12 protein-coding genes are annotated in these 13,534 nt (G+C 53.2%); 8 read left to right on the top strand and 4 right to left on the bottom strand.

Annotated features, from left to right (window positions below; all coding sequences use genetic code 11):
• Positions 1-69 precede the first annotated feature (69 nt).
• On the bottom strand, positions 70-1,194 hold the full coding sequence (gene ompC / locus DAI21_RS15970; RefSeq protein ID WP_107703601.1) for a porin OmpC: 1,125 nt from the start codon (positions 1,192-1,194) through the stop codon (positions 70-72).
• Between the two features lie 450 nt (positions 1,195-1,644).
• On the opposite strand from ompC, the gene DAI21_RS15965 reads away from it, so the two are divergent.
• From DAI21_RS15965 to rimL, 4 genes are all read left to right on the top strand, one after another.
• On the top strand, positions 1,645-2,814 hold the full coding sequence (locus tag DAI21_RS15965; protein WP_107703600.1) for a pyridoxal phosphate-dependent aminotransferase: 1,170 nt from the start codon (positions 1,645-1,647) through the stop codon (positions 2,812-2,814).
• Between the two features lie 11 nt (positions 2,815-2,825).
• On the top strand, positions 2,826-3,599 hold the full coding sequence (locus tag DAI21_RS15960; protein WP_100780209.1) for an ABC transporter substrate-binding protein: 774 nt from the start codon (positions 2,826-2,828) through the stop codon (positions 3,597-3,599).
• Positions 3,600-3,845: 246 nt separating this feature from the next.
• Entirely contained in the window at positions 3,846-5,501 is a 1,656-nt protein-coding gene (locus DAI21_RS15955) for a glucan biosynthesis protein D (protein ID WP_102103689.1), read from the top strand.
• A 45-nt stretch (positions 5,502-5,546) separates the two neighbouring features.
• Positions 5,547-6,095, top strand: coding sequence for a 50S ribosomal protein L7/L12-serine acetyltransferase (rimL, locus tag DAI21_RS15950; RefSeq protein ID WP_107703599.1), 549 nt, complete (start codon positions 5,547-5,549; stop codon positions 6,093-6,095).
• Here rimL and ydcK read toward each other — a convergent pair.
• On the bottom strand, positions 6,090-7,070 hold the full coding sequence (ydcK, locus tag DAI21_RS15945; protein WP_107703598.1) for a YdcK family protein: 981 nt from the start codon (positions 7,068-7,070) through the stop codon (positions 6,090-6,092). The two genes, rimL and ydcK, sit on opposite strands and share 6 nt — an antisense overlap.
• A 122-nt stretch (positions 7,071-7,192) precedes the next feature.
• On the opposite strand from ydcK, the gene tehA reads away from it, so the two are divergent.
• Both tehA and tehB read left to right on the top strand, forming a co-directional pair.
• A complete protein-coding gene (gene tehA, locus DAI21_RS15940) occupies positions 7,193-8,197 on the top strand; it encodes a dicarboxylate transporter/tellurite-resistance protein TehA (RefSeq protein ID WP_107703597.1) in 1,005 nt (334 codons plus the stop codon).
• The gene (gene tehB / locus DAI21_RS15935; protein WP_107703596.1) at positions 8,194-8,790 is read left to right on the top strand and encodes a tellurite resistance methyltransferase TehB; all 597 of its coding nucleotides are present in this window, start codon (positions 8,194-8,196) and stop codon (positions 8,788-8,790) included. Before tehA ends, tehB begins: the two co-directional genes overlap by 4 nt.
• Here tehB and pepT read toward each other — a convergent pair.
• On the bottom strand, positions 8,787-10,016 hold the full coding sequence (gene pepT / locus DAI21_RS15930) for a peptidase T (RefSeq protein WP_107703595.1): 1,230 nt from the start codon (positions 10,014-10,016) through the stop codon (positions 8,787-8,789). The genes tehB and pepT overlap by 4 nt on opposite strands.
• Positions 10,017-10,128: 112 nt before the next feature.
• On the opposite strand from pepT, the gene DAI21_RS15925 reads away from it, so the two are divergent.
• Both DAI21_RS15925 and DAI21_RS15920 read left to right on the top strand, forming a co-directional pair.
• The gene (locus DAI21_RS15925; RefSeq protein ID WP_107703594.1) at positions 10,129-11,721 is read left to right on the top strand and encodes an ABC transporter substrate-binding protein; all 1,593 of its coding nucleotides are present in this window, start codon (positions 10,129-10,131) and stop codon (positions 11,719-11,721) included.
• A 139-nt stretch (positions 11,722-11,860) separates the two neighbouring features.
• Positions 11,861-12,535 carry a DUF3313 domain-containing protein gene (locus tag DAI21_RS15920; protein WP_107703593.1) on the top strand — a complete coding sequence of 225 codons (675 nt, stop codon included), beginning with the start codon at positions 11,861-11,863 and terminating at the stop codon, positions 12,533-12,535.
• Between the two features lie 33 nt (positions 12,536-12,568).
• On the opposite strand, the gene DAI21_RS15915 is transcribed toward DAI21_RS15920, so the two are convergent.
• Positions 12,569-13,465: a DMT family transporter gene (locus DAI21_RS15915; RefSeq protein WP_107703592.1), complete on the bottom strand. Its 897-nt coding sequence runs from the start codon at positions 13,463-13,465 to the stop codon at positions 12,569-12,571.
• Positions 13,466-13,534 lie beyond the last annotated feature (69 nt).

The following is a 13,534-nucleotide window of genomic DNA, read 5'->3' as shown; positions in this document are numbered from 1 at the left end:
ACCTTAAGGTACCTGTCAATCGGCGAAAAAAAACCCGCCGGATGGCGGGTTTTTGGATTATGCGCAGAATTAGAACTGGTAAACCAGACCCAGGGCTACGATATCATCAGTAGAGATGCCAGAATCTTTATAGAACTGATCATCTTCATCCAGCAGGTTGATTTTATAGTCAACGTAGGTGGACATATTTTTGTTAAAGTAATAGGTCGCGCCAATATCAGCGTATTTAACCAGATCTTTATCGGTGTTGCCGTTATAGCTCAGGTCCTTACCTTTAGACTGCAGGTAGGAAATCGATGGGCGCAGACCGAAATCGAACTGGTACTGAGCAGTAATTTCGAAGTTCTGCGTTTTATTCGCAATACCGCCATCATCGCTGTTACCGTAAATGGTCATATTACGGGTTTCAGAATACATGGTCGCCAGGTAAATATCTTGATCGTCATATTTCAGACCCGCAGTCCATGCTTCGGCTCTATCGCCACCAGCATAACGGCCACCACCAGAGTTAACCTGGTCGGTAGTACGGTCGGAAGAGGCATACGCCGCACCAGCGCTGAAGCCCATACCGAAATCATATGTAGTAGACATACCATAGCCGTCGCCATTTTCATGACGAATATCGCGGCCGTTGTTGGTGCCTTCGTTACCGTTGCCATCACCTTCGTTGTTACCCTGATACTGCAGAGCAAAGTTCAGGCCATCAACTGCACCGAAGAAGTTACTGTTACGGTAAGTTGCAACGCCGTTTGCGCGGCTGGTCATGTAGACATCAGACTGTGCCCAGGTATCGCCACCGAACTCTGGCAGCATGTCGGTCCAGCCTTCTACGTCGTACAGTACGCCGTAGTTACGACCGTAGTCGAATGAACCGTAGTCACCGAATTTCAGACCTGCGAAGCCCAGACGGGTCCAGGACTGGTTAGACGAACCTTCAGTGTTGTTCGCCTGAACGTTGTATTCCCACTGGCCAAAACCGGTCAACTGGTCGTTGATCTGCGTTTCGCCTTTGAAGCCAATACGCACGTAGCTCTGATCGCCATCCACACCAGAATCATCAGAGAAATAGTGCAGGCCATCAACTTTACCGTACAGATCCAGTTTGTTACCGTCTTTGTTATAAATCTCAGCTGCGTGAGCAGCACCGGCTGCCAGAAGCGCCGGGATAACAAGTGCCAATACTTTTCTATTCATTTTTTCATTCCTTAGAAAGGTTTTTATTATGATTTGAAATGAACTTTTGCCCATTACAAGAATCACCCGAATCCTAATATTGTTTTTAATAGTGCGGCAAACAGTATGCGCTTATAAAATGTTAAGAATTAATTCCGCCGTAACGGAATGAAACCTCAATTATATTGAGTTATGAGTTGCTATTATTTATTGATGTGAATTATTAATTGTTAATTAACAGTGCTGCAAATTTCGTCTTGTTTATTAAGTTTCCGCCTGTGTGATTTAATAATTGTGACCGCTGCATGAGTTTTTAATGGAAAAATAAAAACTCTGTTTTTGCCAGAGTTGCGCCCGGCGAAATACGTCAGCCATGCGTTTTCATCATGGCTACTATGACAACAATTCGGTTGTCGCCACAGCTGCCTTCGCGTTGAATAGTTATGCAATATCCACGAGAAAGGATTGATGATGACTCTGCGTACTCCCGTGCACACCCGCTCGAAACTGCCTGACGTTGGCACGACTATCTTTACGGTGATTGGGCAGCTTTCTGCTCAACATAACGCCATCAATCTTTCTCAGGGGGCACCTAACTTCTCCTGCGATCCTAAGCTCATTGCAGGCGTAACCCGCGCCATGGAGGCGGGGCATAACCAATATGCGGCGATGACCGGCCTGCAGCCGCTGAAAGAACGCATCGTCGATAAAATTGCCACACTCTATGGCACCCGTTATGACGCCAGCAGCGAAGTGCTGATTACCGCCAGTGCCAGCGAAGGGCTGTACTCGGCCATCAGCGGCCTGGTGCATCCTGGCGACGAGGTGATCTATTTTGAGCCGTCGTTCGACAGCTACGCGCCGATTGTGCGCTTACAAGGCGCCACGCCGGTGGCGATTAAGCTGACGGTGCCCGATTTTGCCGTCGACTGGGATGAAGTCCGCGCCGCGGTGACGTCGCGCACACGCATGATCATCATCAATACCCCGCACAACCCGAGCGGTCAGGTCTTCTCGGCGAACGACCTCGAACAGCTGGCAGCGATTACCCGCCAGACGGATATCATTATTTTGTCTGATGAAGTGTACGAACACGTCGTGTTTGACGGCCAGCCGCATCACGGCATGGCAACGCACCCGCAGCTGGCGGAGCGTAGCGTGATCATTTCATCATTTGGAAAAACCTATCATGTCACCGGCTGGCGAGTAGGGTATTGTGTGGCTCCCGCTGAACTGATGGACGAAATCTGCAAAGTGCATCAATTCCTGATGTTTTCTGCCGATACCCCTATGCAGTACGCCTTTGCAGAGCATATGGCCGATCCTCAGACCTGGCTGTCGCTGTCGGCGTTCTATCAACGCAAACGCGATTTACTGCAAAATCTACTGGCGGAGTCGCCGTTCCGTTTGCTGCCGAGCGCAGGTTCGTTCTTCCTACTGGCCGATTACAGCCACTTCAGCGACGAAAGCGACAGTGAGATGGTCAAACGGCTGATCGTTGAATCCGGTGTCGCGACCATTCCGCTGTCGGCGTTCTACACAGACGGTACAGATAACAAATTGATCCGCCTCTCTTTTGCGAAAGACGAGGCGACATTACGGGCAGGTGCGCAGGCCCTGTGTCGGGTTAAACCACGCTAAGGAGTGTTGAGATGAAATTTAACGCGTTAGTTGTCGGCATGGGATTGCTGTGTTCTTTTTCTTCCTTCGCTGCAACCGAGCTGCGCTATGGCCTGGAAGCGGAATATCCGCCGTTTGAAAGCCGTAATGCGTCGGGTGAACTGGAAGGTTTTGATATCGATCTGGGCAAAGCGATTTGCAAAGCCGCTGAGCTAAAGTGCAGCTGGGTCGAGACCTCATTTGATGCGTTGATCCCAGGGTTAATGGCGAAGAAATTCGATGCCATCAACTCGGCCATGAACATTACGGATCAGCGTCGTCAGAGCATTGATTTCACCCAGCCGATCTACCGTATTCCTTCCCAGCTGGTCGGGAAAGAAGGGAGTGGCGTCGACGCGACGCCGGAAGGTTTGAAAGGTAAAACCATCGGTGTGTTGCAGGGTTCCATTCAGGAAACCTATGCCAAAGAGCACTGGGAGAAGCACGGTGTCACCGTGGTGTCTTATAAAGATCAGAATATGGCCTGGGGTGATTTGCTGAATGGCCGTATTGATGCTTCGCTGGTGATGTCCGCGGCCGGGCAAGCAGGTTTCCTGAGTAAGCCGCAGGGGAAAGGGTTTGGCTTTATTGGCAAACCGGTGTCGGATGACACTATCCTCGGCAGCGGGATCGGTTTCGGGCTGCGCAAAGGTGACGAGGCCACCAAAAAACAGCTCGATGCGGCTATCGAAAAAGTCCGCGCTGACGGCACCATCGACCAGCTTGCGAAGAAATACTTCCCGGGTATCGATGTCAGCGTAAAATAATAATATTGCGCCTCTTCGCCTCTGATGCAGATGTCCATCAGAGGCTTTTTATTTTCGATTTATACATAACTTTACCGTCAATTCAGTCCTTTCCCCTCGACAGAAAATATTTCTCGCTTTGCTCAGAATATCGCCGCTCAACAATTGGATTTCAAACCGTTTTTGTTTAGGCTGTGCGTTCTTTCTTGCCGTCGTTTCGCTGCCCGCGAAACTCATTCACACGACCATAAGGACGTTTTCTCAGGCATGAATCGCAGACGTTTTTTACAAGGCTCGCTGGCAATGGCTGCGCTGAGCGGTACCGCTGGACTCTCATCGCTGTTTTCCCGTGCGGCATTTGCCGCGGAATCGGATATTGCCGACGGTCAGAGTCGTCGTTTTGACTTCTCTGTACTGCAATCCATGGCGCACGATCTGGCGCAAACTGCGTGGGGCGGTGCGCCGCGTCCGCTGCCCAATACGCTGGCGACCATGACGCCGCAGGCGTACAACGCCATCAAATACGACGAGAAACAGTCACTGTGGAACAATATTGAAGACCGCCAGCTCGACGTGCAGTTCTTCCATATGGGAATGGGATTCCGCCGGCGTGTACGTATGTTCTCGCTTGATTCTGCGACATCCCAGGCGCGTGAAATTCACTTCCGCCCGGAGCTGTTTAGCTACAACGATACGGATGTCGACACCCAACAGCTGCAGGGGCAGAGCGATTTAGGCTTTGCCGGTTTCCGCGCCTTTAAAGCGCCGGAGCTGGCGCGTCGCGATATCGTCTCCTTCCTAGGCGCGAGTTATTTCCGTGCCGTGGATGATACCTATCAGTACGGCTTGTCCGCACGCGGTCTGGCGATAGACACCTTTACCGATACGCCGGAAGAGTTCCCGGACTTCACCTCATTCTGGTTTGAAACCGTCAAGCCGAACGACACCACGTTTACCGTCTATGCGCTGCTCGACAGCCCAAGTATCACCGGTGCCTATAAGTTCGTGATCCACTGCGAGAAGAGCCAGGTGATCATGGAGGTGGATAACCACCTGTATGCCCGTAAAGACATCAAGCAGCTCGGCATTTCGCCGATGACCAGCATGTTCAGCTGCGGAAATAACGAGCGCCGCATGTGTGACACTATCCATCCGCAAATCCACGACTCCGATCGTCTGGCGATGTGGCGGGGCAACGGCGAGTGGATCTGTCGTCCGCTGAACAACCCGCAAAAACTGCAGTTCAACGCCTTCCAGGATAAAAACCCGAAAGGCTTTGGCCTGCTGCAGCTGGATCGCGATTTCTCCCACTACCAGGACATCATGGGCTGGTACAACAAGCGTCCGAGCCTGTGGGTTGAGCCGCGCAATCAGTGGGGCAAAGGCAGCGTCGGACTGATGGAGATCCCTACCACCGGCGAAACGCTGGATAACGTCGTCTGCTTCTGGCAGCCGGAAAAACCGGTTAAAGCTGGCGATGAGCTGGACTTCAAATACCGTCTCTACTGGAGCGCACAGCCGCCGGTTCGCTCGCCGCTGGCGAACGTCTACGCCACCCGCACCGGTATGGGCGGCTTCCCGGAAGGCTGGGCACCAGGCGAAAACTACCCGAAAGTCTGGGCGCGTCGCTTTGCTATCGACTTCGTGGGGGGCGATCTGAAAGCCGCTGCGCCTAAAGGCATCGAGCCGGTGATTACGCTCTCTAACGGCGAAGCGAAACAGGTCGAAATCCTCTACGTCGAACCGTTCGACGGCTACCGTATTTTGTTTGACTGGTACCCAACGGACGATTCCACCGATCCGGTCGAAATGCGCATGTTCCTGCGCTGTCAGGGGGATGCGATCAGTGAAACCTGGTTGTATCAGTATTTCCCACCTGCGCCTGATAAACGCAACTACGTTGACGATCGCGTGATGCGCTAACGCTGAATTCCCTCTCCCAAAACGGGGGAGGGAAAGTGAGGACCCATGACGGCTAACACCCCTGAAATCATTCCTGTTACCGACCGCATCGAACTGCGGGCCATCGACGAGCGCTATACCGCTGAACTGCACAATCTGGTGGTCAAAAATAAAAGCTGGCTACAAACCGCCTTTGACTGGGCGCAGTATGTGGGAACGGAAGACGACACGCGCAAAAATGTGCTCAGCAATCACATGCTGCATCAGCGTGGTTACGCGAAAATGTTCCTGATTTTTCAGGATCAAACCCTGAAAGGTGTGCTGTCATTTAACTCGATTGAGCCGACGAATAAGACGGGTTACATCGGCTACTGGCTGGATAAAGGCAGCCAGGGGCAGGGTATTTTGTCAAACGCGTTGCAGGCGTTTATGCGCTACTACGCTGAGCGCGGGGAAGTCCGCCGTTTCGTCATCAAATGTCGTGTGGCGAATGCGCAAAGCAACAGCGTAGCCGTGCGCAATGGTTTTGAGCTGGAAGGCTGCCTGAAAGAAGCCGAATTTTTAAACGGCGAGTTCCAGGATGTAAACAGCTACGCCAAAATCATTCGTCTATAGCGCGCCGAGCAGCGGGGTACGGGTGATGCGCTGTTTCCCGTTGATCACCTTCTCACCGCGTAAATGGATGTTATCGCCACCGAATGCCTCAATCACCGCATCGTCGGTGATTTCAATACGATGTTCGATCAGCACATCGCCGCTGATTCTCGCCCGTCCCTGAATCACCACTTTATCATCAATCAGAATCGGACCACCGCGCAGCCAGGCCTGGCCGCCGATCAGTACATGATGTTTGATGATCACGTTCCCCTCGACCACGGCGTTTTCAGCCACCTGCGAACTGTAGCGTAGCGTCGGAATCGCATCGTCTTCATGGCCGGCAACCAGCCGGGCATTGCCATACACTTTTGCGCAGTCGCAGACCCAAACGTTATTCAGATCGTTGCCTTCGATGAGCGCATTCTCGAACACTTCGGCCCGATGCTCGATAAAGGCGAAATTGACCATCGCCTCCCCGTAAATCTGCGCCTGATGGACAATTCTGGACTGGCTGACGGTGGCGTTATCGTAAATTTTCAGAACCTGTTCACGATCCGGCGTCAGGCCAAGGGCTGCAATAACAGTGCTTTGATGCAGAATCCGTGCATTGCCGTAAAGATGGCAGATACCGCGCACTTCGGAAGACTGAACGGTGACGTTGTCACTTAACTGTGCGCCATGGCTGATGTGTGAACCGTCGACCCAGCTGTTATCAGCTATTTTCGCGCCGTGGCTGATCACACAATGCTGGGTGATTCGCGCGTTATCACGAATTTGCGCCTGTGCGAAAACCACGCTGTTTTCATCATAAACCCAGCAGTTGCCGTCATGGGACAGGGCGCTTTCATCCTCCAGCCAGCCGCCTTTTGTCCCGGCGGTCACATCGCTGAAATCTCGTGTGGCGATGATTTGCCGGAGCTTTACGGCTGCTTTTGTCTCGCCGTTCTGCCAGTGGTGGAGGCGGGTTTCGTCGCTGAGTCGGTATTTTTGCATCTCATGATCTCGGCTAAGGGTCTTTACTAACCGTAGCAAACTTTACGCCTTCTGAAGTGCTGGCAACCGCGTCTGAAACCCCTTAAACTAGCATTTCAAATATAATTTATACTTTAAAATGAATGCATAAAAGACACAAATCCCAACAGGTTCTTAACTTACCGTTCGGTTACTTTGGCATGGTATTAGGGACTATTGGCATGGGTTTCGCGTGGCGCTATGCCAGCACGATCTGGCCGGTTTCCCGTTGGCCGGGTGAGATTCTGGTGCTGGTGGCGATCCTCATCTGGTGTTTGCTGACCCTGGCAATGCTTACCCGCGCCGTACGCTTCCCGCACAGTGTTCTTGCGGAGATGCGCCATCCGCTGATGAGCAGTTTTGTCAGTCTGTTTCCGGCCACCACACTGCTGGTGGCGATAGGTTTTGTCCCCTGGTGTCGACCCGTTTCGCTGGTGCTGTTTGGTATCGGCGTTGTGGTGCAGCTGAGCTATGCCGCCTGGCAAAGCGCCGGTTTATGGCGGGGAAAACACCCCGAAGAGGCCACCACGCCGGGCCTGTATCTTCCGACGGTCGCCAATAACTTCATCAGCGCGATGGCCTGCGGCGCGCTCGGTTTCCACGATGCCGGGCTGGTATTTTTGGGTGCCGGCGTTTTCTCCTGGCTGAGCCTTGAACCGGTGATATTGCAGCGTCTGCGCAGTTCTGGCGAGCTACCCTCGGCGCTGCGCACCTCTCTGGGTATCCAGCTGGCGCCTGCGCTGGTGGCCTGCAGCGCCTGGTTTAGCGTCAACGGCGGTGAGGCAGATACCTTCGCCAAAATGCTGTTTGGCTACGGGCTGTTGCAGCTGCTGTTTATGCTGCGACTGATGCCCTGGTATCTCTCCCAGCCGTTCAACGCCTCCTTCTGGAGCTTCTCATTCGGCGTTTCTGCGCTCGCTACCACCGGGCTGCATCTGGGGCAGAGCAGTCCATCGGGCTTTTTCCACGCCATTGCGGTACCGCTGTTTATTTTTACCAACTGCATCATTGCGCTCTTACTGGTGCGCACCTTCATTTTACTGGTGCAGGGAAAGCTTTTAGTTCGTTCAGATAAAGCCACGCTTATGCACGCTGAGGAAAAGAGATGACTCACTTTGATGAAAACTATTTTACGGAAAAATATGGCCTGACCCGCACCCACTCGGATGTGGTTTACAGCGCCGGGATCGTCAAACTCGGCAAAACCCTGGATCTGGGCTGCGGCAATGGTCGCAATAGTCTGTATCTGGCCGCGAAGGGTTATGACGTAACTGCCTGGGATAAAAACCCGATGAGCATCGATAACATCGCGCGCATCCAGGCGGAAGAAGGGATCGTCAATCTGCAGGCTTCCGTGCAGGATCTGAACAGCCTGAGCTTTGACGGTGAGTACGATTTTATTCTCTCGACCGTGGTGATGATGTTCCTGGAAGCCAAAACCATTCCAGGACTGATTGCGAACATGCAGCGCTGCACGGTGCCTGGCGGTTACAACCTGATTGTGGCGGCGATGGATACGGAAGATTATCCGTGCACCGTTGGTTTCCCGTTCGCCTTTAAAAGCGGCGAGCTGAGCCGCTACTACGAAGGCTGGGAACTGCTGAAATATAATGAAGACGTCGGTGAATTACACCGCACCGACGCCAATGGCAACCGCATCAAACTGCGTTTCGCCACACTGCTTGCCCGTAAACCGGCCTAACGCGCCGCCAGCAGGCAGAGTTGCAGGGCCGTTTTGTAAGAGGCCTCGAACGACGACAGCGGCAAAAACTCAAACTTCGAGTGGAAGTTATGCGCGCCGGTGAAGAAGTTCGGGGTCAACAGTCCTTTCGCCGACAGGGCCGCACCATCGGTGCCTCCGCGCATCGGCGTCGGTTTTGGCGTGATGCCGAGCGACGTCATCGCCTCAAACATCAGGTCGATAGCACGACGATCTTCCCCAATCGCATTGCTGATATTGCTGTAGGTGTCTTCAATGTGATGCTCGACGCGGGCGGTAGGGTGTTGCGCGGCGATTTTACCGGCAACGTCAGCGATCTGCTGTTTGCGCGCGGCAAAACTGGCTGTGTCGAAATCACGGATATTGGCTTTCAGTACCGCCTCGTTTTGCCCGGCCTGAATGCCGTTAAACCAGATATACCCCTCGCGGCCCTCGGTGCATTCCGGCGTCTGCTGACGATCGAAATGGCTGATGTAGTCCATCGCCATCAGTAGCGGGTTCACCAGCACGCCTTTCGCCGACATGGGGTGGGCGGTTACGCCGGTAAAGCGGATTTCTGCCGCCGCCGCGTTAAAGTTCTCGTAAACAATCTCGCCGATTTCGCAGCAGTCGATGGTCCAGGCAAAATCAACGTCAAAACGTTTTAGATCCAGCGCTTTCGCCCCGCATAAGCCAATCTCTTCATCGGGCACAAACGCCACCACGATATCGCCGTGCTGATCTTCTGCCGTCAGGTTTTCCAGAACCGTCATTACCACCGTCACTGCGGCTTTATTATCTGCGCCTAATACGCTGGTTCCGTCGCTGAAAATAATCTCTTCGCCAGGATAAGCCAGTATTTCTGGATGCTCATTCACCCGTAACCAGATCTGTTTCTCTTTATTCAGACAGAGGTCTTCTCCTGCAAAAGTTAATATTTGCGGATGAATATCCGGTGATAATCCCACGTCTACCGTATCAATATGGGTAATAAAACCAATGCGCGGAGCGCCGCTGACATTGCCTTTTTTGACGGCGGTCACCGTGGCAAATTCGTCGATCACGATGTCGCTCAACCCCAGTGATTCCAGCTCTTCTGCCAGCACCCGCGCCATCTCGTGCTGGCCTGGTGTGGAAGGGAGGGTTGCGCTTTTCGGATCGCTCTGGCTGGTGATGGCCAGGTAGCGATAAAAGCGTTGGGTTAATTGACTGGAAAGCGAATTCGTCATAGTGATTCTCTCTTTATTTGTATTATCAGGTGTTTGCATTGTCACTTTAATGGTATTTATGCAATGGCAAAAGAATTAATTAGCCGTCGAATTAAAAAGACAGGAAAATGCGATGAATAGCAAACTGACAACCTTAACCCTGGCAATTGCTGCATTAACGGTAAGTTCCGCCGTGGCGGCAAAGACACTGGTGTATTGCTCCGAAGGATCGCCGGAGAATTTTAATCCCCAGTTATACACCTCTGGCACCAGTGTGGATGCCAGTGCCGTACCGGTCTATAACCGACTGGTCGATTTTAAACCTGGCACGACGGAGCTGGTGCCAAGCCTGGCCGAAAGCTGGGATGTCAGCGAGGACGGCAAGGTCTACACCTTCCATCTGCGCAAGGGCGTTAAATTCCAGAGCAATAAATTCTATAAACCGACGCGCGATTTTAACGCCGATGATGTGATTTTCTCCTTCATGCGGCAGAAAGACGTTAACCACCCGTACCACAACGTCTCCAACGGCAGCTTTTCCAACTTTGAAAGTCTGGAGTTCGGCAGCCTGATTACCGCTATCGACAAGGTGGACGACCACACCGTGCGCTTTACCCTGGCGCATCCGGAAGCCCCGTTTGTCGCCGATCTGGCCTGGTATTTTGCCTCGATTCTATCCGCGGAATACGCCGACGCGATGCTCAAAGCGGGTACGCCGGAAAAAGTGGATATGGACCCAATAGGCACCGGGCCGTTTAAACTGACGCAGTACCAGAAAGATTCGCGCATCCTCTTCACCGCGTTCCCGGACTACTGGCAGGGCAAATCAAAACTCGACCGACTGGTGTTTAGCATCACGCCGGACGCCTCCGTGCGTTTTGCTAAAATCGAGAAAAACGAATGCCAGGTGATGCCGTTCCCAAATCCTGCCGATCTGCCGCGCATGAAGGCCAACAGCGATATCAACCTGATGAGCAAAGCGGGGCTAAACACTGGATTCCTGGCGTTTAACACCCAAAAGCCGCCGCTGGATAACGTGAAAGTGCGTCAGGCGCTGGCGATGGCGATAAACAAACCGGCGATCATTGACGCGGTGTTCCATGGCACGGGAACCGCAGCGAAAAACCTCCTGCCTCCGGGCGTCTGGAGCGCCGACAGTGATCTGAAGGATTACGACTACAGCCCCGATAAGGCCAAAGCGCTGCTGAAAGAGGCGGGATTTGCCAACGGCGTGAGTATTGAACTGTGGGCGATGCCGGTGCAGCGCCCGTATAACCCGAACGCCAGACGGATGGCCGAAATGATTCAGGCTGACTGGGCGAAAATCGGCGTGCAGGCCAAAATCGTCACCTATGAGTGGGGCGAATACCTTAAGCGTGTGAAGGGCGGTGAGCACCAGGCGGCGCTGATGGGCTGGACCACGGCGACGGGCGACCCGGATAACTTCTTCGGCCCGCTGTTTACCTGTACGTCCGCCAACGGCGGCTCGAACTCGGCGAAATGGTGCTATCAGCCGTTTGATAAGATCATTAACGAGGCGAAATCGATAACCGATCACGAGAAACGCGTGGCGCTGTACAAAGAGGCGCAGCAGATGATGCACGATCAAATGCCTGCGGTGATGATTGCGCACTCCACCATTTTCGAACCGGTGAGAAAAGAGGTGACGGGTTACGAAATCGATCCGTTTGGTAAACACCTCTTCTGGCAAGTGGATATTAAATAACCATAAATCACTGCCCGTGACTATTCCGGGCAGTTTGTTTTTTGAATTGTGCCGCCAGCACCCTTTTTGTCACAACAAACCCCTGATTCTTTTGCTATAACTTCATATGCATATCTGCACATAACAGGGATTCACAACCATGCGTACTCAGACTTTTTTTAAAGTTGCAGCGCTCTCTGGCCTGCTGGTTTTAGCGGGCTGCGCGTCCAAAGTGGCGCAACCCGATCAATATTCGGGCTTTTTGAAAGATTATTCAGGCTTGCAGCAGACAACGTCAGCAACGGGCAAACCGACGCTGCGCTGGGTAGATCCATCCTACAAACCGTCTAATTACGATAATATTGTCTGGAATCCAATCACCTATTATCCGGTGCCTAAACCAACTACTCAGGTAGGGCAAAAGTTACTGGACGATCTGCTGGCCTACACCAATACCAAATTGAAAGCGGCCATTGGCCAGACGAAACCGCTGGTGACAACACCAGGGCCACGTAGTCTGATCTTCCGCGGCGCGATTACGGGTGTGAGTTCGAAGAGCGAAGGGCTGCAGTTCTATGAAGTGGTGCCGGTTGCGCTGGTGGTAGCGGGTACGCAAATGGCGACAGGACACCGCACGATGGACACCCATCTCTTCTTTGAAGGTGAGTTGATCGACGCCTCAACGGGTAAACCGGTGATCAAAGTAGTTCGTAAAGGCGAAGGGAAAGAGCTGAATAACGAAAATGCACCAATGACCGTGGCGACGCTGAAACAGGTCGTGGATGACATGGCGACGGATGCCACCATGTTTGATGTGAACAATACCAAAAAATAATCTGAAACCGGCGGCCTCACACCGCCGGTTTTTTTATGCCATCCGCAGACGCCTGAACCAGGTTTCCGGTCGGGTGAACATCACCAGGTTCCCCGTCAGTATCAGCAGTAATCCCGCCACCGCGTTCATGTGCCAGACGTAGCCCTCATACACCGTAGAAATCGACAACGCGACCAGCGGGAACAGCAGGGTGCTGTAGGCCGCTTTGCCTGCACCGATGCGACCGACGAGTGTGAAGTACGCGCCAAAGGCAATCACAGATCCAAAGATCGCCAGATACAGCAGCGCACCGATGTAGCTCATGGTCCACTCGGGGACAAAGCTGTCGCCGCGCACCAGCGCAATCGCACCCATCACCAGCGTACCGTAGGTCATCGCCCAGGCGTTGGTGGTCATGGTTTCCAGGCCGTTACGCTGATGGCGAAGGCTGATCATATTGCCCAGCGAGAAACCGTAGGTTCCAAGCGCTGACAGGCCGATACCCAGCAGCAGTTCGTGGCTCCAGCCGCTGGCCAGCAAATCGTCCCAGAAGAGGGTGATGATGCCAAGCAGCCCGAGGATCGCGGCGGCCCAGAAACGTGCCGGTGGACGCTGGCCGAAGAAAATAAAGCTGTTGATGGCGTTATACAGCACCGCCATCGAGAAAATGACCGACTCCAGCCCGGTATTGATAAACTTCGCCGCTGTGTAAAAACACCAGAAGTTGAAGCAAAACACGCAGCAGCCCTGAACCATACAGAACAGATGATCGCGCACCGCCAGTTTACGCAGACGCCCCAGCGCCAGCAGGACCAGCATCATCGCGGCGCTCGCCACGGCAAAGCGCCAGAAAATGGACACCGGCGCGGCAACCGGTCCTTGTTGCAGGAAAATCGCAATCCAGGTCGTCCCCCAGATCACCACCACCAGCCCATACAGAAGTGCGTTCATCGTTCTCTCTTATCAAAGGGTAAAAGTGAAGTGTGACCGGAACTGAACCGGCGCGCTTTCAGCCACTTG

It is taken from the genome of Lelliottia sp. WB101, from assembly GCF_003051885.1.
Lineage (GTDB): Bacteria > Pseudomonadota > Gammaproteobacteria > Enterobacterales > Enterobacteriaceae > Enterobacter > Enterobacter nimipressuralis.
Note: the sequence above shows the minus strand (reverse complement) of the source record. Positions and strands in the feature narration are given on the sequence as shown.